This is a genomic window from Caballeronia sp. DA-9 (genome assembly GCF_051615025.1).
GTDB classification, from domain to species: Bacteria; Pseudomonadota; Gammaproteobacteria; order Burkholderiales; family Burkholderiaceae; genus Caballeronia; species Caballeronia sordidicola.
Window position 1 is genome coordinate 2,163,809 of sequence record NZ_CP195133.1, and the last position, 24,507, is coordinate 2,188,315.

General features: G+C 58.9%; 23 protein-coding genes. 4 read left to right on the top strand and 19 right to left on the bottom strand.

Features of this window, described 5'->3' with window-relative positions; translation table 11 throughout:
* Positions 1 to 19: 19 nt before the first annotated feature.
* Positions 20 to 1,201, top strand: coding sequence for an alpha/beta hydrolase (locus tag ACRWA7_RS26120; RefSeq protein WP_438393188.1), 1,182 nt, complete (start codon positions 20 to 22; stop codon positions 1,199 to 1,201).
* A 24-nt stretch (positions 1,202 to 1,225) separates the two neighbouring features.
* On the opposite strand, the gene ACRWA7_RS26125 is transcribed toward ACRWA7_RS26120, so the two are convergent.
* From ACRWA7_RS26125 to ACRWA7_RS26195, 15 genes are all read right to left on the bottom strand, one after another.
* The gene (locus tag ACRWA7_RS26125; RefSeq protein WP_438393190.1) at positions 1,226 to 1,903 is read right to left on the bottom strand and encodes a winged helix-turn-helix transcriptional regulator; all 678 of its coding nucleotides are present in this window, start codon (positions 1,901 to 1,903) and stop codon (positions 1,226 to 1,228) included.
* A gap of 8 nt (positions 1,904 to 1,911) precedes the next feature.
* Entirely contained in the window at positions 1,912 to 3,342 is a 1,431-nt protein-coding gene (locus tag ACRWA7_RS26130) for an ATP-binding protein (protein ID WP_438393192.1), read from the bottom strand.
* A 21-nt stretch (positions 3,343 to 3,363) separates the two neighbouring features.
* Positions 3,364 to 4,044 (bottom strand): response regulator transcription factor, encoded by a 681-nt coding sequence (locus ACRWA7_RS26135; protein ID WP_060818889.1) that lies wholly within the window; start codon positions 4,042 to 4,044, stop codon positions 3,364 to 3,366.
* A gap of 82 nt (positions 4,045 to 4,126) precedes the next feature.
* Positions 4,127 to 4,426 carry a DUF4148 domain-containing protein gene (locus ACRWA7_RS26140; protein ID WP_438393195.1) on the bottom strand — a complete coding sequence of 100 codons (300 nt, stop codon included), beginning with the start codon at positions 4,424 to 4,426 and terminating at the stop codon, positions 4,127 to 4,129.
* 303 nt (positions 4,427 to 4,729) lie between these two features.
* The gene (locus tag ACRWA7_RS26145; RefSeq protein ID WP_244164033.1) at positions 4,730 to 6,274 is read right to left on the bottom strand and encodes a tripartite tricarboxylate transporter permease; all 1,545 of its coding nucleotides are present in this window, start codon (positions 6,272 to 6,274) and stop codon (positions 4,730 to 4,732) included.
* A gap of 16 nt (positions 6,275 to 6,290) precedes the next feature.
* Positions 6,291 to 6,797 (bottom strand): tripartite tricarboxylate transporter TctB family protein, encoded by a 507-nt coding sequence (locus ACRWA7_RS26150; RefSeq protein ID WP_060818893.1) that lies wholly within the window; start codon positions 6,795 to 6,797, stop codon positions 6,291 to 6,293.
* Positions 6,798 to 6,971: 174 nt separating this feature from the next.
* The gene (locus ACRWA7_RS26155; protein WP_060818895.1) at positions 6,972 to 7,352 is read right to left on the bottom strand and encodes a VOC family protein; all 381 of its coding nucleotides are present in this window, start codon (positions 7,350 to 7,352) and stop codon (positions 6,972 to 6,974) included.
* A gap of 102 nt (positions 7,353 to 7,454) precedes the next feature.
* Positions 7,455 to 8,477 carry a tripartite tricarboxylate transporter substrate binding protein gene (locus ACRWA7_RS26160; protein ID WP_438393196.1) on the bottom strand — a complete coding sequence of 341 codons (1,023 nt, stop codon included), beginning with the start codon at positions 8,475 to 8,477 and terminating at the stop codon, positions 7,455 to 7,457.
* A gap of 40 nt (positions 8,478 to 8,517) precedes the next feature.
* Entirely contained in the window at positions 8,518 to 9,501 is a 984-nt protein-coding gene (locus ACRWA7_RS26165; protein WP_060818897.1) for a hypothetical protein, read from the bottom strand.
* A 190-nt stretch (positions 9,502 to 9,691) separates the two neighbouring features.
* Positions 9,692 to 10,432, bottom strand: a complete 741-nt coding sequence (locus ACRWA7_RS26170) for an FCD domain-containing protein (protein ID WP_063493202.1) — start codon at positions 10,430 to 10,432, stop codon at positions 9,692 to 9,694.
* Between the two features lie 102 nt (positions 10,433 to 10,534).
* Positions 10,535 to 11,674, bottom strand: a complete 1,140-nt coding sequence (locus ACRWA7_RS26175; protein WP_438396786.1) for a porin — start codon at positions 11,672 to 11,674, stop codon at positions 10,535 to 10,537.
* 672 nt (positions 11,675 to 12,346) lie between these two features.
* Positions 12,347 to 12,994 carry a glutathione S-transferase family protein gene (locus ACRWA7_RS26180; protein WP_438393198.1) on the bottom strand — a complete coding sequence of 216 codons (648 nt, stop codon included), beginning with the start codon at positions 12,992 to 12,994 and terminating at the stop codon, positions 12,347 to 12,349.
* 8 nt (positions 12,995 to 13,002) lie between these two features.
* Positions 13,003 to 13,539 carry a chromate transporter gene (locus ACRWA7_RS26185; RefSeq protein ID WP_438393200.1) on the bottom strand — a complete coding sequence of 179 codons (537 nt, stop codon included), beginning with the start codon at positions 13,537 to 13,539 and terminating at the stop codon, positions 13,003 to 13,005.
* Entirely contained in the window at positions 13,532 to 14,101 is a 570-nt protein-coding gene (locus ACRWA7_RS26190) for a chromate transporter (protein ID WP_060818902.1), read from the bottom strand. The genes ACRWA7_RS26185 and ACRWA7_RS26190 overlap by 8 nt, the downstream gene beginning before the upstream one ends.
* Positions 14,102 to 14,358: 257 nt before the next feature.
* Positions 14,359 to 15,102, bottom strand: a complete 744-nt coding sequence (locus ACRWA7_RS26195; protein ID WP_438393202.1) for a GntR family transcriptional regulator — start codon at positions 15,100 to 15,102, stop codon at positions 14,359 to 14,361.
* A 247-nt stretch (positions 15,103 to 15,349) separates the two neighbouring features.
* Between ACRWA7_RS26195 and ACRWA7_RS26200 the strand changes: the two genes are divergently transcribed.
* Complete coding sequence (locus ACRWA7_RS26200; protein ID WP_438393204.1) at positions 15,350 to 16,612, top strand: Hsp70 family protein; 1,263 nt, start codon at positions 15,350 to 15,352, stop codon at positions 16,610 to 16,612.
* 358 nt (positions 16,613 to 16,970) lie between these two features.
* Here ACRWA7_RS26200 and ACRWA7_RS26205 read toward each other — a convergent pair whose 3' ends face one another.
* The 3 genes from ACRWA7_RS26205 to ACRWA7_RS26215 form a co-directional block, all read right to left on the bottom strand.
* Positions 16,971 to 17,930, bottom strand: a complete 960-nt coding sequence (locus ACRWA7_RS26205; RefSeq protein ID WP_438396787.1) for a chemotaxis protein CheX — start codon at positions 17,928 to 17,930, stop codon at positions 16,971 to 16,973.
* A 178-nt stretch (positions 17,931 to 18,108) separates the two neighbouring features.
* Positions 18,109 to 18,231 (bottom strand): hypothetical protein, encoded by a 123-nt coding sequence (locus ACRWA7_RS26210; protein WP_279616254.1) that lies wholly within the window; start codon positions 18,229 to 18,231, stop codon positions 18,109 to 18,111.
* 408 nt (positions 18,232 to 18,639) lie between these two features.
* On the bottom strand, positions 18,640 to 19,836 hold the full coding sequence (locus ACRWA7_RS26215) for a hypothetical protein (RefSeq protein WP_438393206.1): 1,197 nt from the start codon (positions 19,834 to 19,836) through the stop codon (positions 18,640 to 18,642).
* A 360-nt stretch (positions 19,837 to 20,196) separates the two neighbouring features.
* Here ACRWA7_RS26215 and ACRWA7_RS26220 point away from each other — a divergent pair, with 360 nt between their 5' ends.
* Positions 20,197 to 22,401, top strand: a complete 2,205-nt coding sequence (locus tag ACRWA7_RS26220; RefSeq protein ID WP_438393208.1) for a multicopper oxidase family protein — start codon at positions 20,197 to 20,199, stop codon at positions 22,399 to 22,401.
* Between the two features lie 12 nt (positions 22,402 to 22,413).
* Positions 22,414 to 22,965 carry a hypothetical protein gene (locus tag ACRWA7_RS26225; RefSeq protein ID WP_438393209.1) on the top strand — a complete coding sequence of 184 codons (552 nt, stop codon included), beginning with the start codon at positions 22,414 to 22,416 and terminating at the stop codon, positions 22,963 to 22,965.
* A 36-nt stretch (positions 22,966 to 23,001) separates the two neighbouring features.
* Here ACRWA7_RS26225 and ACRWA7_RS26230 read toward each other — a convergent pair whose 3' ends face one another.
* Positions 23,002 to 24,420 carry an inorganic phosphate transporter gene (locus ACRWA7_RS26230; protein WP_060818915.1) on the bottom strand — a complete coding sequence of 473 codons (1,419 nt, stop codon included), beginning with the start codon at positions 24,418 to 24,420 and terminating at the stop codon, positions 23,002 to 23,004.
* Positions 24,421 to 24,507: the final 87 nt, after the last annotated feature.

The window sequence follows — 24,507 nt, forward strand, 5'->3', positions numbered from 1 at the left end:
TTATTTTGAGGAAATCCAAGTGCGATTCATCAGCAAATCTGTCGCGATCACTATTTTTGCCGCCAGTCTTACTGTTTTATCAGTTGGCAAAAATGCTCTGGGAGCGCCTTACACACCGGTGAAAATCTCGGGCGGCCCCATTTCGATAGCGAGCGAAGGAAACTTCTTTGTGCCCGGCACCTATACCCAGTCCGATCAGGGAGAGCGGATGCACGGCCAGATGTACGTGCAGTATCAGATTCCGGCCCATCAAACCCATAAATATCCTCTCCTTATGATTCATGGCGGAGGTCAAACGGGAGCAGGGTTCTATGAGACGCCCGATGGCAGGGAGGGTTGGGCCACTTATTTTCTAAGCAAGGGTTATGCGGTGTATGTGGTCGATCAGGTGGGACGTGGACGCTCAGGGTATTTTGCCGATTCATACGGTCCCACACGAAAACCCGATACCGCCTATTCTATGAAGTGGTTTTCAAGGCCTCAAGATGCGCCGCTCTATCCACAGGCATCCCGGCATGATCAATGGCCAGGCTCGGGACATCCGGGCGATGAAGCCTTTGATCAATTCTTTTCATCTCAGGTCGAGGATATGGTCGATCTGGCCAAAAACGAACAACTCAACCGATCTGCAATCGACGCGCTTGTCGATGAAATTGGACCGGTCGTTCTTGTTACCCATTCCCAGTCGGGACCCATCGGCTGGGGTGCAGCGAATGATCGACCCGAAAAGATAAAGGCTGTCATTGCTGTGGAAAGCAGTGGACCACCGTTTTACAACGTTGTCGATACCGGAAAACAGGATCCCTTTGTTTACGAGTCGAAGGTTGCGCGCCCGTTCGGCGTGACCGTAACGCCACTGAATTATGATCCGCCCGTCAGCAGCGTGGATGACTTGCACCCCGTGCTTCAGAAAGATGCAGATAGTCCGAACACCGTAAGATGCTGGCTGCAGAACTCGCCCGTACACGCTTTGCGAAACCTGTCACGAGTTCCGATTCTCATGCTTGGCAGCGCTGCGTCCTATCACGTGCCATTCGACGCGTGCACCACCGCGTTTTTGCGTCAGGCAGGTGTCACGGTTGATTTCATCCGCCTACCCGATGTGGGACAGCACGGAAACGGGCATTTCGTGATGCTCGAAAAGAACAGCCTCGAGTCGGCGAAGTTTCTGGATGGCTGGATCAGAAAGCATGCGAATTAGCGGCGGCGGCTGATACGCGTCGTATCAAGCCACGACGATCCGATATCCGAATCGGTCGACCGTCTCGATCTGCGCGGTGATCGCATGCCTCGCAAACTTGCGACGCAAACGCGACACCACGAGGTTGACGTTCGACGGATCGACCGTTTCGGTATCCGGCCATGCGTAGCGGATCACCCGATCCCGCGCGACCGGTAGGTTGGGTTCGCGCATCAGACATTCAAGCAGCAGGAACTCGCGCCGCGTCAACGGTACGCGCCGGCCGCCCTCCATGCCTTCGTGCGCTGTTGCATCGAGCCAAAAGAGAAGCGGCATGTTGCCGCCGTTGCCTGCACTTGCCTGCGGCGTCACACGCCGCAGCCCTTTTATTCGCTCCTGGATTTCGACGAACGAGTATGGCTGCACGAAACACGCGTCGGCACCGCCACGCAACATGCGCGCGCGCTCAGCCGCATTCGCCGCCGCGAGCAACACGACGATCACTGGTGCGCCCGGCAGCTGCGCGTAAGCCGGCAGCAGCCGTTCGAGTCGCGCGATCCATACAGCGTCCGGAACGACGGCATATATTGCGTCGAAGCGATCGCGCGAAGCCATATGAAAGCCATCGCGGAAATCACGCGCGGTTTCAATGCTGTGCGCGTGTTCGCGCAGCGCCTTCAAAAGATACGCGGCGTCCGAAGCCAAAGGGCTGACAATCAGCATGCGCATGTTCAGTCGAGCGCATGCGGCCAGCACTCGACGCTCATCACCGTGCCGCCCGGTTCTTCGTTCGCGCCCACGTGGAGCGTGAAGTCGTGCAACCGCATAACGGCCGACACAATGCTCAAGCCAAGTCCTGACCCCAGAACGCGGCGCGCATCGGCGCCGCGATAAAACCGCTGCAAAACCGCCTCGCGCTCGTGTTCGGGGATACCGGGTCCGTTGTCCGTGACGGTCAAACGCGGACCATGAAGGTGGACTGTCAGCGTAACGCGTACCATGCCGCCCTCCGGCGAAAACTTGATGGCGTTGTCGAGCAGGTTGCTGAACGCTTCGAACAGCAGCGACCGATCGCCATGAATGGCCGGCATAGCGTCGAGATGCGTCACGAGATTCACCCCACCATCTTCAGCAAGCGGTTCGTACAGTTCGCACATTTCTTTCACGAGCGCAGTCAGATCCACCTGCGCGAACCCGCTGCGACGCTTGAGCCCGCTGATCTCGGAGATGCGCAGCATCGCACGGAAACGTTCAAGCAGCATGTCGGTCTCGCGACGCGCCTGTTCGATCAACTGCGCGCTGGCTTCGTCGGCCATCGTGTGACTGCGTTGCGCAGCGTTGCCAAGCAGCGTGCGGATATGTGCGAGCGGCGTGCGAAGGTCGTGCGCAATGCCATCGCACGCCCCTTTTACTTCGTCCATCAGCCGCTCGATTTCATCGAGCATGTGATTGACGAGATGCGCGAGCATGTCGAGTTCGTCGCGCCCGCCTATTGGCAGGCGCTGGTTCAGGTCGCCCTGCGCAATACGCACCGTCACGCGATGAATGTCGTGCACGCGCCGCATCTGCCGCACGCTCAGCAACAAACCGGCGCCGATGCTCACGAAGAGGAGGATCACTCCGCCGCCAACCAGCGCATTCAGCGTGGCGTCACGGAGCGACAGCACGCCGCGCAAGTCGCGCGCGATAACAATACGCGAGCCGTCAGGACGTGCCTGGGCAATTGCCCGGATGACCGGCAGGTGTGCTCTGCCCATGACCGCGACGCTGCGCACGAGGGTTGTGCCGGTCGCCTTGCCGCCCATGCCGCTTTGCACCACCGCGAGGCCGTCCGGCATTGTCAGGATGTCACCGGCCAGATGCGCGCCGTTGGCGGCGAAGAGGCCGAAGTAACTGTTATGCAGGCGCTCCTGCTCCACCCGGCGCTGGATTGCGCTCGGCAATTCACGGTCGGGGATGGATTCGAAGGAAACCATCTGCCAGTGCAACAGGGAGTCGGTGTCGATCTCCATGCGCGTTGTCACCGACCAGCCGATAAAACCAATCAGCACCAGCACCGCCAGCGCGAAGATCACCGCGTAGACCGCGAGCCAGCGGAAGGTCGTGGTGTGCCAGCCGCGCCCGAGGTTGACGGGCAGCGTCCGGTGCAATGAGTTGATCACGATACTTCCATGTGGCGTTTTCTAGCGGAGGATGTAACCCGAACCTCGCACCGTCTGGATGATCGCCTCGACGCCGGGAGGATCGATTTTTTTGCGCAGCCGGCCCATGTGAACGTCGATCAAGTTGGTGCCGGGATCGAAGTGATAACCCCAGACCTCCTCGAAGAGCATGGTTCGCGTGATGGTTTGCCCGCTGTGGCGCACCATGAATTCGAGGATCTTGTATTCGGTCGGCAGCAGCGCGACTTCCACGCCGTCGCGCGTCACCTTGCGCGCGATCAGATCTACCGCCAGTGGTCCGCTGCGCAGCGTGGTGACATCGGGCGCCGCCGTTCCACGGCCGCGGCGCAGCAGCACTTCGAGCCGCGCAACCAGTTCATTGGGATCGAACGGCTTGGTCAGGTAGTCGTCGCCGCCCGCGCGCAGACCACGAATGCGCTCATCCACGTCTCCGAGGGCGCTTAGCATCAGCACGGGCGTCTCGACCCCAACCGTGCGCAACGTGGTGAGGATAGTCAGGCCGTCGAGCCCAGGCAGCATCCTGTCCAGCATGATCAGATTGAAGTCGCCACCGAGCGCGCGCGCGAGCCCGTCCGTGCCGTTATCGATCCAATCGACTTCGAAGCCACTCGCGGTCAGCTCGCCCGTGATCTGCTGCGCGGTGAGCGGGTCGTCCTCGATAGTGAGTATGCGTGTGGCCATTGTGGTTCAAAGGCATACGAAGCCGGCAGATAGCCAGCCGCACGCGTCGGGATCGGCGACAGACATCGCCGGATCACGGCGTTCAGTGCGCATTCGATGCGACCGTCGGCGCGGCGCAATCGTTCTGATACTCGCTCTGCAATGCAGCCTTGGCCTTTTCGAGGTGATGCGGGTAACTGCCATCGTCACCGCCCGGATGGTAACCAGCCGCTTCAAGTTCTCCGAGTTCGCGCTGCAGCTTCTTGTGCGTCACCGGCTGCGTAAGCGGCGCGAAGGGATATTTTTGGCACTCGGCCGGCGTGAGATGCGGCTCGGCGGCAAAAGCGAAGTTGCTTGCTGAGGCCAAAATCGAGACTGTTAGCATGGTGTAAAAGTGTTTCACGATGAGGCTCCACAACAGATTGGTCGAGATCGAGCGCCCTGTCGCCGGCTACGAAACCCGGCTCAAGACGATGAAATCAGCATACCGGTTCGGTTGCGATTCAATGCCCTCATAAACATGAAAAGAAATTTAGGTTCGGCGTTCGCGGGAACGACGGCTTCCAATGCGCACGGCAGCCTGCTCTACTCGATAACGGCTCCGAGGCTTCGGTTCCCCGAAGCCTCGGAGTTCAACTTGCGCCGCCTTAGGTAAAGCACGCCGGTATATCGTGTCCGGCGTCGCGTTCGGACATGGCTCCCAGGTTCAGCGTCGCTCTTCGGCGAGCCTTTGCTCAGCAATGCGTTCCTCGGCCTGCTGCAGTTCCTGCACCGGGCGGCGCTTTCTCCAGACCGACGCGCCCACCATGATCGCCGCGCAGCACAGCAATCCGGCGGCAATCGGGCTGCGGAAGAAGACCGTTGGATCGCCGTTCGAGATGGTCAGCGCCTGGCGAAACGATTGCTCGAGCGTGTGACCGAGGATCAGGCCGAACAGCAACGGCGCCTTGGGTATGTCGAGCTTACGGAAGATATAGCCGACCACGCCGAAGCCGAGCGCGAGGTACAGGTCGAAAGCGTCGTTGTTGAACGAGTACACGCCAGCGGAGGCAATCCCGAGAATCAGGCACAGCAGAACGCCAGGCGGCACATACAGGATTTTCGACAAAATCCCCACGAGTGGCAGGTTCAGCACCAGCAGCATGATGTTGCCCATGTACATGCTGGCGATCAGGCCCCACACCAGGTCAGGTTGCGTGTGGAACAGCATCGGCCCGGGCTGGATACCATACATGATGAACGCGCCCATGATGACCGCCGTGGCCCCGGATCCCGGCACGCCGAGCGCCAGCAGGTGAACGAAGGCGCCGCAGGTGTCGGCGTTGGTGGCCGCCTCCGGCGCGGCAATGCCTTCCACCGCGCCCTTCCCGAATTCCTCGGGATGTTTGGAGACTTTCTTCTCCAGGACATAGGCCAGCATGGCTGCGATCGTCCCGCCCAATCCAGGCGCGGCGCCGCACAGGAATCCGACCACCGTGCCCCGAAGCGCCGCCGGACGCGCGCGCCGCCATTCCTGTTTGGTGAACCAGAGCTTGCCTTCCACTTTGACTGAATGCAGCGTACCGCCAAGGGTGCCTTCCACCATCCGGCTCACTTCGGCGATGGCGAAGAGCCCCACCACCACCACGAGGAAACTGACGCGATCCTGCAATTGCGTGAGGCCCATGGTGAAGCGTGGCACTCCGCTTTGCAGGTCGATACCGACCGTGGCAAGCCCGAGACCCAGGAAAACGGCGATCATCCCTTTTGCCAGCGAATTACCGTTGAGCGCGCTGACAGTCGAGAGCGCAAAGAAGATCAACGCAAAGTACTCGGTCGGACCAAAGTGCAGCGCAACCGCCGCGAGCGGCACGGCGACGAAGGACAAGCAGGTGACACCAATCATGCCGGCCATGAACGAACTCACGCCGGCAATCGCGAGCGCGGCGGCGGCCCGCCCTTTTCGCGCCATGGGGTAGCCGTCCAGGACGGTCATCACGGCAGCGGCGTCGCCCGGAGTATTCAGCAAAATGGCCGTGACCGCGCCGCCGTACATACAGCCGTAATAGATGCCGGTGAGCATCATCAAGGCGGTGATCGGGTCCATTCCGAAGGTAACCGGAATCAGCAGCGCAATGCCTGCTGACGGGCCAATGCCCGGCAGGTGGCTGATCATCGTGCCGATGAACACGCCGATCAACGTATAGAGAAGGTGGGTCGGCTGAACGGCGACGGCCAGTCCATGCAAGATCCCGTGCAAACTTTCGATCATGGTGGGCGCTCCCGCGTCAGATGGATAACAAGCCGGCCGGCATGGGGACGCCGAGTACCAGGGAGAAGAGCAGATCGAAGACGAGCGTGAAACCGAGCGCGACCGCAATATTGGTTTTGTGCCGCTCGCGGTTGAAATAGCTCAGGAGGCCGAACAGAAATACCGACGTGGCAATGAGATAGCCCACGCGTTCGAAGCACACGTAGTAGAACGCCGTCCAGACGACCATACCAACGAGGATCAGCGGATTGTGTTTTGGTGCGTCGCCGGAGGCGTTCGTGCCAGGTTCGTCGGCGCTCGGCTTGGCCACCGCATGCGGCGGCGCCCGCATTTTGCTGCGATGCTCGAGCAGCAGCAACAAGGCCGCTGAGATCAGGCCAACGCCCACCAGCGCGGGAAAGGCCTTGGGTCCGAGCGGATCGCCCAGGCGCATTTCCGGCAGCCGCATGTCCATGTACAGGTACACCAAGGCAACGACGATGACGCCGATGGCAAGCTGCACGTCACCCTTAATACTCTTCATGTCTCCTCCTGAATACCCTGCAGCGGTCCGTGCCTGAAACGCGGGCCGGGAGCCTTTCGAAGGCGCTGCATAGGCGCTCTGCTTGGCGGATGCGTCAGCGCACACCCTACATGGGCGGCGCTGGTCAGACAGGATCGGCCGCGCATCGAGTGCGGCCGTCCAGTTATAGTCTTTTTACTTTTCGTTGTAGCGGCCCGGCTTCACCACTTCAGCGATCGTGCCGTCCGGTGCGCGGAACTTGAGCGCGCCTTCGCCTTTAGCCGACAGGATTTCGCCGCCGTATTGAACGATCTTCTCGGCAGCCGCTTCCTGATCCTCGACCGTCACGCCCCAGTGATGCAGACGCGGGCCTTCTCCGGCAATGGTCGCTTCATGCGAGTCTTCGCTGTCGTATTTCATCAACGTGAAGTCGATGTGGCCGTCTGTCATGTGGCGGGAGATGTGCTCGCGGTTGCGGCCTGTCTTGACTTCCTTGAAACCAAAGACTTCGGTGTAGAACTTGGTCGCCTCTTCGAGATCGTTGACCTTGACGGCGAGGTGGACGATGCGTGACATATGTATCTCCATGTCGTTGGTTGCGGGGTGAGAAAAGGAACTGGAAAAACTTGAAGCGGAGTCTGTCGAAGCCACAGGTACTGCTCTTGCACTGCTTTCTTGCTACTTGGCGAGGCCCAGTTCAGTCAGAAGCGGTGTGAGACGGGCTTTCTCGCCACTCAGGAATACCTTAGTCTGGGCGCTGTTCTGGTAGTCAGCGGTCCAGAGATTGCGCTTGATGGCGGCGGCCCATTCAGGCGACGCGGTCGCCTTCTGCAGCACGCTGTCCCACCAGGCGATCTCGGCCGGTGTCATGCCTTTCGGGCCGACCAGCACGCGCCAGGTGCTGAATTGCACATTGATGCCCTGCTCTTTCCAGGTGGGCACGTTGGCTAGATCGCCCGGTTGGCGACTATCCGCCGGTATACCGATCAATCGTACGCGCCCCGCCTGCGACGGTCCCAGCACGACGCCCGCGGGCGTAGCGCTCGCAGTCACGTGACCGCCCATCAGGGACGTAAGCGCCTCGCCGCCCGAATCGAAGAACACGATCTTCAGCTTCTTCGGATCGACTCCCGCCGCCTTCAGCATGAGCGCTGCCGCCGCGTGACTCTGACCGCCTGGAGAGCTCGACACCGCCATGCTCACGCTTGACGGGTCCTTGCGCAACATGTCGATCAGATCCTTGCCATTCTTGATCGGCCCGTTGGCGGCGCAGGCGAAGACCACCTGCTCGGTGACGAATACGGCGAGCGGCGTGACGTCGTCAAGACCCACCGTGCTCAAGCCCGTAATGTTGTTCGTGATAAGCGGCAGCGCCTGCACGCTGACGTAATGCCCGTTGCCCGGATGGGCGTTCATGTAGGCGATGCCAACCGTGCCACCGCCGCCCGGCCGGTTGATCACCGTAACGGGTCTCGGCGAGAGCTTCTCCTGCTGGATCACGCTCTGAAGCGTGCGCCCGACCAGATCGAGACCGCCCCCCGGCGCGCTCGGCACGATGACCTCGATCGGCCGCGTCGGCTGCCATGCATCGGCGGCGCGGGTAGCCAGCGCGTGCATCGAAAGTACGATTGCGCAGGACATCAGCGTCACACGGCGCAACCTTGAACTTGTTTTCTTACCTGTCTTGCGTGAGCTATCCATCAGCTTGTCTCCAGGTTGTTTTGAATTCTTGGCGCTGCTTTCAGAAGTTGAAGCTATCGAACGTACTTGCGGCGAAGAGCTGGTCCATCGGCACGTCTGCCTGAATCAGGCCGTCGGTTTTCGCGTAGCGCTGCAATGAGCCCAGGTCGTGACGATTCGCCTCTACGCCGTAACGCCAGTAATCGTCCCCCATCAACGCCTTGACCTTGTTGATCTCGGCATTTATCCACGGATGGGTGACGCGCAGGGTGTCGGTAATCGTAAGCTCGTTCATGGCGATGTCGCGCGCCGCCACGAACGCGGCATAGACGTTCACCGGCAACCACGGGTGCTGCTCGACCAGCGAGCGCCGGATGCCGATGGTGTGCATCGGCGGGAACAGGCGGGTTTTCTGAAAATAGGCTTCTTCTGCCTGCCGGAAATCGGGAAAGAGCCGCTGCACGTGTTCGTTACGGCCGAAGCACGAAGGCGGTTTCGGCGCGATGATCGCATCGATATCGCCTGCATCGAGCAGCTTCGACAGCGTGGTCCCCGAATCGATCGGCTCAATCTTGATGTCCGCAGGCAGGTTAAGCGGCATGCGCACTTCGCGTCCCGCCTGCTCGAGGCCGCCGGTCACCCAATGCACGTCGCGTGTGCGCACGCCGTGTTCGTCGTCGAGAAATCCCCGCACCCATACACCCGCAGTCTGCTGAAAATCGGGCACGCCGATCCTGCGGCCGCGCAGCGCCTCGGCCGAATCGATCCCACGGTCAGAGCGCACGTAAATGGCGGAGTGGCGAAACGAGCGTGACACAAAAGCCGGAATGCCGATGTAGCGGCTTTGACCGCGCGCCGTGGTCAATAAGTGCGTGCCGAGCGACAGTTCGGAAATATCGAACTCCTCGTGGCGAAATGCTCTCTGAAACAGTTCTTCTGCTGGACCATGAACGAAATTGATCTTGCAGCCTCCGATCGTTACCCGGCCATCGACCAGCGCGCGGGTTCGATCAGTGATTTGGCATGCTAACGAAAGTTCAAGCATAGTGGTGGCAAACCCCTCTGGCAGCCCTTTCTGGTGGCGCCCAAGAGCGGAAAAGCGTCTGGGCGTATGGATTCAAAAACATTTCGCATAACAAAATAACGGTTGGACTGATCGCAATCGGGCCGCCCTTGTCATCCTCTGGTCTCCTTGGGAGGCGGCCGCTGCGGCGCCATCCCCTGCAACATTGTGTCTATGCCACCCGGCCGTTCAGGTTCAGATCCGGACTCGGCGCTGGAGCCGTCCGCGCAAGGCCATCGAGCGCGATCAGCATCCGCTCCTTACCCTTGCCAACGTGATGAAAACTGGTCCGGTAGCTCAACTCGGCATCTCTTGCCTTGAGCGCGGCGACGATCTCGCGGTGCTCCCGATTGGACTGAAGCAATGCGCCGCGCTGAACCAGGCCATGCGTGCGGAACAAGTGAAACTCCTTCACGAGGCCGCGATAAAGCTTGATGAGCCGCGTGTTATCCGTCGAACGAACGATGAAGTCGTGAAATTCGAGATTGACCGGATCGAAGCGCGAGAAATCGCCCTTCTCGGCGGCGCCTTCCATTTCTTCGACCAGACCATCTAGTGTTGCGGCGGTTTGCGTCGACAACATAGGAGCCAGCAGCGACGCCGACAACCCGATCAGCCCGGCGCGCAAGTCATAGACCTCAACCGCGTCGCTCTTGGTCAGGCTCTTGATGAACACGCCACGATTGGGGATCAGATAGACAAGTCCCAACTCTGCGAGTGCGCGGCACGCTTCGCGCACGGGCCCCCTGCTCACTGACAGCTTGTCGGCCACGGCCTTTTCATTCAGACGCTGACCGGGCACCAGCTCCCCGCACAGGATCATTCGCTCGATCGCCTGCTGGACCACGCCGGTGAGCGTGTACGCGCGAAGCTTGGCGACTGTGACGGTAGAGGTGCTGTAGTCGATATCCATGAATGAATAGTAAAATGTGATCTGCAAACTGTCAACACTTTGGTCTTCAAAACTTTACCATCTGGGCTGCGGTTAGCATCCGCAGCCCGCTCTATCGTCTGATCAGAAGGTATGGCGCAGTCCGATCCGGAACGCCAGCTGGTTCTGAGCGTCGCTGCCCGAGTTTCCGAAGTAGCTCGTGGACTTGCCGATCATCGCCTGCACGGGTACACCCTCGTTGGATCCCGACGCCTTCTGATAAATCGCCAGCAGATAAACGCTGGTCCGCTTGCTGATGGAATAGTCAAGGCTGCTGTTGATCTGGTTCCACGTGCCGGAGGCCGAGCCTCTCAGATTGGTACGCGTGTACCCGAGCGCGGCAGAAAGCGGCGTGGTGACCTGATAAACCACCCCGCCCTCGTAAATGTTCAGCGTGGCTGCGCTGTGATCGAGATTCTCAAGGCGTGTATTGGTCCACAACGCGTAGGCGAGCGTCTTGCCGAAGTCGTACTTCGCGCCGACTCCAAGTGTGCGCAAGTCACGCTCGCCCAATGGATCGAGATTCGCGAGCGTCAGCTTCTGTGCTGGCGTTTCCTGCAGCGGGTAGCTGACGTCGGTGTAGGCAAAGGCCATGCTGAACGCACCCGAACGATAGTCGGCGCCGAAGCTGTAGGTTCGGGACGAGCCATTCTTGTTGCCCGGCCCGGCTTCGCCGCCGAACTCGCCCGCCTGGTTCGAGAACGCATACATGGCACCGACCTTGAGGCCGTACATGCGCACGCTGTCGAACTTGACGGAGTTGTCCAGACGCACCGACGTCAACAAGTCGAGCGTATCGATGTGATACGTGTACGCATTGCCCGGGCCCAAACCGCCTGTCGAATACCGGTTCAGGTAATCATGCGAGAACGGATATTGCCGGCCCATGGTGAATGAACCCACATCGGTCTTGCTGATTCCCACGAACGCCTGGCGGCCGAACAGCGCACCGCCCTGGCTGATCGTACCGTCGCCCAGACCGAAGCCACTCTCCAACGTGAAGATGGCCTTGTAGCCAGCGCCAAGATCTTCCGCACCCTTGAAGCCAAAGCGGTTGCCGTCATCGATGCCGTCGTCGAGCTTGAGCAGGCGTGAACTTCCACCGCTGGCATTGGCAGCGTTGTTCACCCAGCTAAGACCTTCATCAAGCACTCCGTACAACGTCACGCTGCTTTGAGCATGCGCAGCGCCGCCGATTGCCGCAAGAACAGACGCGCAAACCATTTGCCGATATCGAGCTGGTTTCACTTTGGGATCCTAATTGATGACTTCATTTAAAGATGCCGAGGCATACCTTTTTGCAAGGCTTTATTTTTCAGCTACCGCGACTTCGTGCTTCGTTCAAAGCATTGATGCCCTCAAGATCGCCAGGCGACCTACGTAAGATTTCGAGACGGCCCAACGCGGGAGTGAGCGCCTTTCCGTAAGTAATCTTGTTCGTCGGGATGGAGTTTCGATCTTGTCGTGATAACTGTCAACATTTTACATATCAGGGTTTTACCTCCCTGTGCGCGAGATTTCCGCGCGGACGGGAGGCTTAAAACGGTGGTTGACGAGTTAGGGCTTTGCACGGCAGCCCTGCAAAGCGCGAAGCGAAAGGTCGCTGCGGCCGTGCTGCGGAGGATTGGTTGGCTTACTCGGGGATTGCCAAAGGCTTGCGGCACACCGCGCGCAAATTGCCCGGGAGCGAGTTGAGTCGCGCGTTCAATGCGACCTAAGACGCGTTCACGATCACGAAAAACGAGGGAGGATAGAAAAAGAGCGCCCGCGCATACGGTCGCCAATACAGCGGGCGTCAGTGTGAGGCAGACACGCTCCGTCCTGCGCAGCGCATGCGGGACGGAGCGCGATGCAGCAGTGCCCAGCAAAGGGCGAATCAAATAGCGGCTAAAAGACCTATTCGCCGATTTTCGCTGCGACGTAACCGGAACGTTGCGTCACTGTTGCGAGCCACTTTTGCACGGTGGGCAGGGTTACGGACGCATCGACCCGCTCGAGGAATTTTTCGGCCAGCATGAACCAGCGCTGCGCGGCAAGCGCGACGCCGATATCGGCAACGGTGAAACGATCCAGCGCAAGGTACGGCTGCTTTTGCAGGGTGGTATCGACGATACCGAGCAGACGTGCCGCTTGCCGGTGTGAATGGCGGATTGATTCATAGTTGCGCTCGTTTTCAGGCGTACGCGTCAATCCGAGAAACGCAACGCGCAATGTTGCCCATAACGTGCCGAGTTGCCAATCCATCCACTTCTCGATGCCCGCGCGCATTGCCGGCTCCATTGGCAACAGGTGCTCATTGCCCCGCGACGCCGCCAGATAGCGGACGATCGTATTGGACTCCCACAGCACGGAGTCGCCGTCCACGAGCGTCGGCACGAGGCCGTTGGGATTCATCGCCAGGAATTCGGGCGTAGTGGTCACGCCGAAGTGCAAGCCCGCGTCGATCCGTTCAAAGTCTCTTCCCTCTTCCAGTCCGAGTTCGCCAAGACACCAGAGCACTTTTTGAACATTGATCGAGCTGCGTCTGCCGTAAAGTTTGATCATGTGTGTAGTCAGAAAATAGGACCGAGCGCCGCGTTCACCACACCCGCTGCGAAAAGCACGACGAGTGGATTCAGTTTGGGCCGCGCCAGAAAAATAACGAGTGCGGCGGCGGCGAGTCCCCAGATCATCCACGTGGATGACGAAGCCCGCATGACCGAAACCGCGCTGGCGAGAATCAGGCCGACCGCGACCGGCGCGAGTCCGCGTTCCGCCGTTCGATGCCACGGGTGATGATGATGCCGCGTCCACGCGAGTGTCGCGCCGTATGCGAGCAGCGAGGATGGCATGAAGAGCGCGAGCGACGCAACCACCGCCCCCATGAAACCCGCTGTTTTCCATCCGATCAGCGTGGTAAGCAACGCGCCTGGGCCGGGCGCCGCGCGCGACATCGCGAACAGGTCGATGAATTCGGACTGCGTGACCCAATGGTGGATGGCCACGGCCTGCTGGTTGATGTCGGCCACAATACTCTGGCCACCGCCGAGCGAGAGCAATGAGAGCGGCGCAAACACCGCGATGAGTTGCAGGTAAATGTTGTCACGCACCCGGTTGGCTCCTGGAGGCGATGAACAGGCCAGCCGCATCCGCCACGAGCGCAACCGGCACCAGCGGCCAACGCATCACGCCGATCGCGAGAAAGACCCCGGCGATCAGTGCAAGCGGCCAGCGTTGGACGGCGAGCAGCGAGCGCGCCGTGCGAAAGCCAACCGATGCCGTCATGCCGATGGCGGCAGCCGCCACACCCTCAAGAAAACGATGCAGCCATGCGAGTTGCGCGAACTCGTGAAAGACCGTGGCAAGCAGCACGATCACGATCATGGGCGGCACGAGTAGCGAGCAGACGGCGACCGCGCTGCCCAGTGCGCCGCGCATCCGGTAGCCAACATAGATCGACAGGTTGATCACGTTGGAGCCAGGCAGAATCTGGCCGAGCGTGAGTGCGCCGAGGAATTCGTCCTCTTTCAGCCAGCCGCGTTGCGTGACTACTTCGCGATATATCCACGCCGATAGTCCGCCGCCGAAGCTCGTCAGACCTACCCGCGAGAACAGCAGCAGAATCTGCAGCAACGTCACCTCGCGCGGATTTTGCGCGGCTACGGTGTTCATGGTCTGAAGTCCTCGTCAGCGCGCGGTGGCGGATGCCCATTGGCGCAGGTCAATGACGCTCGTCCGCAAGCCGGTGTTCCGGCGCGTGGTGAGTCGATACGTTTTTGTGCGCTAGTTCATCAGTCTCATTTATTCGGAGTGCAAACAATCGAGGCCACACACTTGACGATAGATCGAGCGCGGATCAATTCGCCAGTTTCGACCGGCGAATCACCTGCATGTTCATCTAAGTACTGAGCTGTATTTCACGCCATACGTCAGGAGATTTTGTCACTGACCTCAGTGACTTCTGCATTTGACATCGCGCCTGATTTCGTCATGTCGTCGAGCGCATGCAGCATGCGCTCCTTGCCCTTGGACACGTGACTGAAGCTTGTTTCATAGCTCAGGTTTGCGTTCTGCGCCTTTAGCGCATTGACTATCTCACGATGCTCTTCATTTGACTGCAACAAAGCGCCGCGTTGCACGAGCCCATGCACACGGAACAGGTGAAATTCTTTCACGAAGCCGCGATACAACTTGATCAGCCGCGAATTGCCCGTTGAGCGCACGATGTAATCGTGAAACTCCAGATTCAGCGGATCGAAGCGCGAGAAGTCACCCTTCTCCGCCGCATCCTGCATGTCGTCGACGTACTTGTCCAACTGCTCCGCAATTTCCTTCGTGAGCATAGGCGCAAGCAGTGAGGCCGAGAGCGCGGTCAAGCCGGCGCGCAGCTCGTAGACTTCGATTGCGTCATCGCGAGTGACACGCTGAATGAATACGCCTCGCTGCGGAATCAGATAAACAAGGCCGAGTTCAGCGAGCGCACGGCACGCTTCGCGAACGGGACCGCGACTCACCGACAGTTTGTCGGCGACCGCTTTCTCGTTCAGCCGCTGTCCCGGTTTGAGTTCGCCACTCAGAATCATTCGCTCGATTTCATGCTGAACCACGCCAGTGAGCGTGTGAGCGCGGAAATCGGCTAATGAGACGGTAGTTGGGTTGTAATCGGTATCCATGAAAGTCAGTCTATGATACGCGTTGCAAAATGTCAACACTTGACCATACGTTCTTATTTTTTGGCAAACGTCCATCCCATAAGGCTTTCGGCCGTTTTGGACGCTGACATTTCATGCATTCAATGAACGAAACGCGTCGCGGCTCGTCGATCTGTCACGTGACAACTTGATCCGCTGGGACAATCATTTTATGGTAAATGTTATCATTTGACATTGCTGAGGCGTTTTACAGCCACACGACCGACAAATGACCTACTGCGCAATCGACTTTGGCACCTCCAATTCCGCCGTTGCCGTCCCGAACAGTGACGAACTAACACTCGCGACGGTGGAAGGCGCGTTTCAGACCTTGCCAACGGCAGTTTTCTTTAACGTGGACGACCACTCATGCGCGTTTGGCCGCGCCGCCCTCGCCGCTTACACGGAGGGTTTTGACGGCCGGCTCATGCGCTCCATCAAGAGCATTCTGGGGTCGTCGCTCGCCGAGAGTACGACCGACCGCGGCGACGGTTCGGCCATCCGCTATCTCGATGTGGTGACCACCTTCATCCGCCATCTCAAGCGCTGCGCCGAGCAGTTCACGCACGCGCCGATCGAGCGTGTCGTAATGGGCCGTCCGGTTTTCTTTGTCGATGACGACCCGGTGGCCGACGCCCGCGCCGAGCATCAACTGGCGCACGCGGCGCGCGCAGCTGGTTTTGATGAAGTGCTGTTTCAGTATGAGCCGATTGCCGCCGCGCTCGATTACGAATCGCGGCTCGATACCGAGCAACTGGTGATGGTGGCGGACCTCGGCGGCGGCACGTCTGATTTCTCGCTTGTGCGAGTGGGTCCGCAGCGGCGCACGCATGTGGATCGCAAGACGGACGTGCTGGCGCATCATGGCGTACATGTAGCGGGCACGGACTTCGACCGGCGCGTCGAACTGTCCGCGATCCTGCCGGAGTTCGGCTACAGAACGCTAGATATGGAAGGGCGTGAGCTGCCCAATCGCATCTACTTCGATCTGGCGACGTGGCATCTGATCAACACGGTCTACACGCCTAAGCGCACCAAGGAATTGCATTTGATGCGCCACCTGTTCCGCGATACAGCGCATCATCAACGGCTGATGCGCGTCGTTCACCGGCGACTCGGCCACGCGCTCGCCGCACGCGCCGAGCAGACGAAAATCGCGCTGGCCGCAAGCGCCACGGCATCGATCGATCTCGAGTCGGCCGAAAAGGGATTGCGCGTGGAATGGACCGCCGCCGCGCTGATCGACGCCGCGCACGACGAGACGAACCGGATCGCACACGCCGCACGCGAAACCGCGCGACTTGCGGGCGTTGCGCCCGGTGACGTAGACGCGGTGTACTTCACGGGTGGATCGAGTGGTCTCAATTTTTTGACTGCGGCGATAAAGAGTGGCTTTGAAAAGGCGCAGCCAGTGTACGGCGACCGCATGTCGAGTGTTGCAGCGGGACTGGGGATTTATGCGAAACGTATGCTCGATGGCGTGACGTCATGAGCGAATCCGGTTCTCGCGCCGTGGTCTGCATGATTCCCTTTGGCTGGCCATCCACGAAATCGACTTTGCACTCTTTCAACCACCAACTTGGCATCGGTTAGCGCCCTGATTCGTCTTGACGCCCGACCCGGAGCTGCTAACAGGCGCCACCGTCACGCTGCTCCAGAAGCTCGTACCATCCTTACGCACTGAATCGTGCTGTTTTTCTCACCGCCTGCGTCTAATGCGTCGCGTATTGGACGTCAGCTTCGAAAGGCCGTCCTTGCCGTCAACAGCGGTTTCAACGTCCAGTCCATTCTTCCTCAAGAAAGCAGCGACAACACGAATTTTCGACATACAGGATTTGTAGGGTTTAGGTTCAAAACAAATCGAGCTCACCCGCGGCTACGACATCGCCCGTCTCCAGCTTGACTTCACTAAAGTCTTCGGGCGACCAGCTCAAGCTAAAGATAAAGCGCTGATGAAGCGTTACGATATGACCGCTCACCTGATCGGTTACACGATAAACAAAGCACAACTGAGGGTTGATCGTACCAAACGAAATGTACTTATGCTGGTGGTTGATCAGCAGCGGAACCTGCACCTGGCTTCGCGACAGCGCATCCGCGTTGCCGAGATACCGGTTCTTGAACGAGCCCCAGACGAGATTGGTCATCTCCCCCAGCAGACTGTTGAGATCGCGAAAATTCGCAGGTCCGTCGCACAGATGCTGCTGATCGAGCAACGTAAGGATGGGTGCCTCTTCTGCCTGCATCATCATGTAGCCGCGACACCACGCGCTTTCTAGCGGAATCAGGCTGAACACTTCGCCAAAGATGATCTGGTCCCGCACGATGCAAGGTGTGTCCCATGAAATGCTGACGCCTGCAAACAGGCCATTCAGCATGGATTCGGTCATCTCAAGGATGCCCCGGACCAGCGCGTTCGGATATTCCAGGCTGAAGATGTAGCTGTCGATAGCCGCCTTGAGCGGCGCCATGTCGGCGGCCGTGTAGGCCGTGCAAATCACTCGCCGGAAACCATCAGGCAAATCGCCGGTCGAGGACGTAGATTCGCGTCGAAGGATGATCGGCAGCTCGGGGCGGATTGCGTTGATCCTGAGTGCTATCTGCGCGCACTCGTCCATTGATCCGCCATACGTTTCCGACAGCAGGATCGCACCCAGGTCGATATTGGAACGAAGAACCGAGAACAGGCGGTGCGCCCGCACGTTGAGCGCCACCAGACTGTGTTCGTCGCAGAATGTCTTTAGTGTGCGCGTGTGGACTGGGGAGTCATCCAGTACTAGCACCTTGCTTACGGGTGTATTGCCGTTCAGGTTTGCGTCTAAAGATTGGTTAGTAGTATTCAATACAACTCCAGCTTTCCGTTGGTTTCGGCAATAGCCGTTTCGTTCGCAACAAAATCGATCGCCGCTTGTACGCATACACCGGGCGTGGCCGCGAAGCATGCGCAACTATTGATCTCGATAGCAAAGGCAGCAAGATAACCAGGCTTCAGTTCATCGAGCTAATGCATGCAACTCCCGCGCCCAACGCATAGGGCGTCGACATGCCAAGGTCCAGGAAGAACTGGAGCAGTTCCTGATTGGCGGCGTCGAGCAAGGACCGCGTACTCACCAATAGCCGATAGGGAAGACGGTTTGATCAGCGCTAACGCGCTAACAGCCCGGATAATGTCGTTGGATTATTACCAAACAGTGACGCGAACACATAAGCGCGAATGTTTATAAAAAAAACGTCGGAAAAAGACAGTCCATCATTTAACCAAATAAATCCCTCAAGTTTCACGCGTGACGGCCGTTATACATAGGCTATGCGATGATCGTCCGCATAATCTTACGCACCGCGTATTATTAAATTCAGCCCGCACTGGGTGAAAATAGACATGCGACATCCGGAAAACGCAACGTCAAATCGCGCTGTCGTATAGTCCCCCTTGTCGTGGCCGTGCTCATCAAAGCAGTTCACTTGGCTCTTTTTGCATACAAATCAACTCCGCGCTCGAAAGCTATCCTTATCGGAGCATCAAGCGTAAAGCGAGCTCGTTGTGTGCATCGTGGAACTCAATGCGATGATCCGCTCGAAATCGCGCAGTCCAGTCGCCCCGGTTTTTCTCAGAATGGTGCGAATCTGGCTGCGTACCGTGTCGAGCGATACGCGTCGTGTACGCGCGACGTCTTCAGCCGTTACGCCTCCCGCCAAGGCGACCGCGACCTCGGCTTCAGAGCGCGTAAGTCCGAACAGATCGGTGAGCAGCCTGACAGGCGGCGACGATGGCCTGAGCAGATGCCGCGTGAGCACGGTCGCTGCGCCGTGGATGATGCTCGTGCCCGTATTGAGCTGCGTTGAGGAAGACAGGTGTCGCAGGGCGGGACACACCAGCGCCGACAGCGTGGCGCAATCGCCCGGCAACGCGCCTGGACGTGCGTGGATTTGCATGCCGCCACCGGCGCCGCCTCTCGCGGCGGCGGCTACCAGACGGCAAAGCTGCGCGTTGTCGTGTGGATGGCGCGCGAACAGTCTGCTTGCGCCTGTGACCGGTCCGGACCGAGGCTGTGCCGAGGACAACCCTGACTGCGAATCGCTCAGCAACGCTGCCGCTTCCGCGTTGTTATAAAGAATCCGCATTTCCCTGTCGACAATGATGACGCCAATTGGCAGTGCATCGAGCGCACCGGCGCCAAGGGCGGATGTTGTGGGCGCCAGCCGGGCGCGCATCTGAAGTCCACGCTGCAGATGCGGAAGCAACTGCGAGAGAGTGCGCTTGTCCCCCTCGCCAAATGGCCGTGAAGCCGCATCCCGGTGCAATCCAAGCGGGATAACCTTCGACATGCCGATCAGGCCGCCGATCATATAACGTCGCGAACTCTTGCGGCCGAAATCGTCGTAAAACTCGCTTTTCACATAGCTGGCGTCCGGGATGATCTCGTGACCCAGCCGAACGTCCCCCCGCCGGCGCACTGTTTCCTCGACGCTTACCTCCCGCGCCGACGCGCGATAGGGATCAAGAAGAACGTACCTGGACGCGTATTCTTCGTCATAGGAATCGCGACGCATCAGAAGGTTGCCTGGCGCACCGGCTTCATCAGCCAACCACAGCGTCGCACGTTGCGCCTCCATCAGCGTCATCAGTTTGTCACCCAGATCATGCCAGCTCGCACCTTCGTCGAGTGCAGCAGCGTAGATGAGATCGACAGCTTCCAGGAGTTCGTTCTGTTGCATGGGAGTCTCCGTGTGCGGAGGCCATTCAGCATGACCATCACCACTTCTGGTGATGTCAAAGTACGCTCAATATTACACACTTCATTCGACTCCCACTCAGCTGAGGCGGCGCCTCGAATTACCGCGTCAAAGCAACAGGCGCGCGAACGCAGCGGGAGTGATGCGCGACGGCGATGAACCGAACCTGAGGCTGCGCACGCACATGCATTTGCTACCTGTCGCGAAGCGATCGGGTTTCGCTGCCAGAGCATGGCTTCCGCAGTTCAAGATGGCGAACGATTTGATAAAGCAGACCGAAGAGCGCACTCCAGCGGTTAGTTATCCATAACAAATAAAAACGGCGCATGAAGGAGAGACACCATGCCCAAAGATGCGGCGGAACATCGCAAACCGGCAACACGGTCTCGCCCGGGCATGATCGCCTTGACTGTTGCTGCCTTGTCGTCGAGCCTTTTCGCGCACGGCTGCAATAGCGGTGCTGATAATAGTCCACTGGTCGTTGCACAGACGAAACTGGACGGGAACTGTTTTGCGAAGTTCGCGATCAGTCTGCCCGTGTTCGGGCCGGCAGGCGCGATACCGCGCGTGGATGCGGCTGCTCACCCCAACCTTACCGTCACCATGACGGAAACCAATCAGCAGGTATTGCCACCGGGTTCATACGTTCAATGCGGCTCAGGGGTTACGTTCGGTCAGACCCGCGTATGGACATACCAGACCACAGATTCCAGCACAGGCGCGGTACTTGGTCCGGCGCACTGGCCGGCAGTCACCATCGTGGCCCAGCGCGGTATCGCTACCCACGCCACATACGTCAACAAACTGCCGAGCTTCGATCCGGCTCACCCTGGCGGTCCTGGACTGGTGCAAGGAGAATTGCCATTCGACCAGACCGTGCACTGGGCTGACCCGTTGAAAAGCGGCTGCGGGATGCAAATGGAGAACGCGAGCACCGCATCGTCATGTAAGCAGAATTACATCGGTCCAGTTCCCGCTACCGTCCACTTGCATGGTGCTGAAATTCCTGCCGCGTACGACGGCGATCCAGAATCATGGTTCACACCAAATGGACTGAAAGGTACGGACTTTCACACGATCGGCAACCCCGCTCCTGGCACGGCGGTCTATGAATATCCAAATTCGCAGGAACCAGGCACGTTGTGGTTCCATGACCACGCCTTGGGAGTCACGCGCCTGAACGTCTACGCGGGGCTCGCGGGATTTTATTTTCTCGAAGACCCCAACACGGAGCCGCAAGGATATCCGAGCGGTCGCAACGAAATCGAAATGGCGGTGCAGGATCGCATGTTCGACACGAATGGTCAGCTCTACTTGCCCACTCAGCAGGCTTCCCTCAATCATCCATTCTGGAGTCCAATTTTCGAGGGCGATGTCGCGGTCGTGAATGGCGCGGCTTTCCCTTACCTGAACGTCGAGCCGCGACGCTACCGCCTGCATATCCTGAACGGCAGCTTGAATCGCGGATATACATTGGTCTTCGGCAATGCACCTGTTTACCTGGTCGGGGCAGACGACAATTACTTCGACAAACCCGTTCCCCTCGCGGCTTCTTCGAGTGGTACTTCCGAGGGTCTGTCTGTGTCGCCTGGTGAGCGGGCCGACATCATTGTCGATTTTTCCAACTTTGCCGGTCAGACGATCGAACTGACAAATTCGCAGCGCGGCCAGGACGTTCAGCTGCCCGATATCATGCAATTCAGGGTGGCGGCGTCGGCATCGACGCCTGATACCAGTTGCGATCCCGCAAACCCTGACGCGGCTTCTGGGCTCTGCGCCAGGAAAAACCCGTTGGCTCGCCTGACCAATGGAAATGGCAATGTGCTCCCCGGAGTAAAAGTCGACAGGGTCAGGCAGATGGTCCTTTACGATCACGTCGAGACATCTGGCGGCCCCGTTCCAACGGATATCAAGGAGTATGTCAATAACACCACGTGGAACGGCCTGGAGTCGCCGGGCATCGCCCATGATTTTCCAAGTGATGGCATCAGCGAACTGCCACGCGTGGGATCAACGGAAATGTGGGAAATCGTTTATCTGTCGACGATGGCCGGGGCCAGTCATCCGGTTCATCTCCATCTGACGCAGTTCCAGGTTCTCAACCGTCAGGCCATCAATGCAGCTCGATATCTGGCCGACTGGAACAAGGCATTCGGCGCGGCAGGCAGCAGCCCGGCGCCTCTGCCAGCGGGATGCACGGCCGGCACGTACTGCGCCGACTATGGCCCTCCCCTCGACTACGCAACGCCCAATAAAGACGGTGCGCTTGGCGGCAATCTTCCGTTCAGCGGCTACCTGGAAGGCGGCGTCATGGCGCCAACGCCTGGAGAATCGGGATGGAAGGACACAGCCGATGCGCACGCTGGACAGGTCCTCAGAATTCTCGTTCGATGGACGCCGTCGAGCGTTCCTGTAACCGCCAACCAATCGGACGCCGGGAGCAACCTGTACCAATTCGATCCAACACAGGGATACTACGTCTGGCACTGTCACGTCCTCACACACGAAGACAATGAAATGATGCGGCCGTATCGCGTGACGAATTGAAGGTGGATTGACATGCACTTCGTTCTATTGGCGCGCCTGAAGCCGCACACGTCCAACCTTCATGGTCCTTTGGAGGCCGCACGTATTATTTTCAGACATCCTCATGCTGGCGCGGCGAACACGAAAAGAATAACGGGTTACTTCGTGGTCGCGGCGGCACTTTGCTTTTTTCCCGTCTCGGCATCCATTTCCACTTCGCTCGAGAATGAAGTTACGGTCTACATGTTGTCTTGTGATGGAGAAATGGTCAACGATGTCTGCCATGGCATGGAAAAAACGTACTTGCCTTTCACGTACGCGGTTTCGGTCGATCAACATTCCGTGTCATACCGGACAATGGCCGAAAGAGGTATTCAGCATGAGCTTTCGTTCTGTGCAGTTCAAGACACAAATAGTTGGTTATGCCAATTTAATGGTGATGAAGTTCCGAAGACGAGGTTCGGGATGGTGTCTGGAAAATACGCTGAGATCGCCACTTGTGTGGCTGATACGACTCACCGGCCTCCAATTCAGGTATCAATGTGGCGTTGGTGGCTTGTACGGTTGCATGAGAAGCTTTCCTGAATTGATCGTAAGCGCGAGCCGGCGAATGCCCTGCCGTCAAAAGTTCGGGTTCGCCAGCACGTAGAACAGGCCGGCCGACAGCAACATGGTCACCGGCAATGTAACGATCCACGTCAGCGCGATTCGCAACAGCATGTTGCCCTGCACGCCTTGACCGCCTGCAACCATCGTCCCCGCGATCCCGGACGTCACAATGTGCGTGGTACTCACCGGGAGTCCTGTAAAGCCTGCCGTCCCAATCAGCACCGAACCCACGAGCTCGGCGCTGAGTCCTTGACCCGGCGTCATGTGCTGCCGCCCAAGGCGTTCTCCAAGCGTGCGGACCACGCGCTTATATCCGACCATTGTCCCAATACCGAGGCAAAGCGCGCTTAGCATGCGGACCCAGAGCGGCGCATATTCGACCGGCAAGCTCATTTGCTTGAGCAGTGTCCCGGCCAGCTTCTTGTCTTCTGGCGATGCATTTTTTACTTCGCCAACATGCTTCATCTGCGAGGTGACGTCATAGATATACCCACGCAATTGCGACCGCGCAGCCCGCTCATTATCTGGCGGCGTACCGTTCGACTTGAGTTGAGAAGCTTGCCGGTCCAGCTCGGGCCCCGCATTCTGCAGCGCCTGTGCAGACTTCAGCGCCTGCTGCTTGACATCGTCTCCATATTTCTGGATCAGCGGCATCGCCTCGATGGCGTGCTGGTGAAGTTGCTGCAACTGGTCGATGGCCTGCGGATTCAACGCGTACGTTGCCGGCAGCAGCCCGATTATTGTCAGCATGATCAGACCGATGCTTTTCTGCCCATCATTCGTGCCATGCGAAAAACTGACGGACGTGCAGGTCAGAATCAGCATTGCGCGCAGCCACCAGACGGGCGGTTTGTCTTGTTCAGGCGTCTCGAACAAGTGTCCCTTGCGCACGATCAACCTGAGCAGGCCATATAGCGCGCCAGCCAGCACGAATCCAAGTACTGGCGAGATTGCGAGTCCTTCCAGCACCGTGACAATCTGCTTCCAGTCCACGCCTTGCGACAAGCTGCGCGATTTGAGCAATGCGTCTGCGGCCGCTACGCCAATCAGCGCGCCGATGATGCAGTGAGAACTACTGTTAGGAATGCCGAATGCCCACGTAAGGATGTTCCAAAATAGCGCTGCGGCGAAAATGGAGACGAGCATCGGGACTGCGGGCGCGCCATTGGGCGGTGTCAGCACGTCGGGCGGCAGGATTTCGACAAGCGCGTACGCTACCGCAATGCCGCCGACCAGCACGCCAACGAAGTTCATCAGGCCGGACCAGACCACGGCGGGAACGGGCTTCAGGGACTGCGTGTAAATGACGGTCGCAACGGCGTTGGATGCATCGTGGAAACCATTGGTCGCCTCGAACGCGAGGACCATGACAAAGCATGCGACGAGCATGCCAATGACGATGCCGGATGACGGCATGAAATGAACGAGCATCTGCGCTCCGGTTGGATCCAGGGGAGGAGTCGCGGATGCCGGCTGCGAAGCGCGTGAATGCGAATCGCCCGATGCTACAGGTGCGCG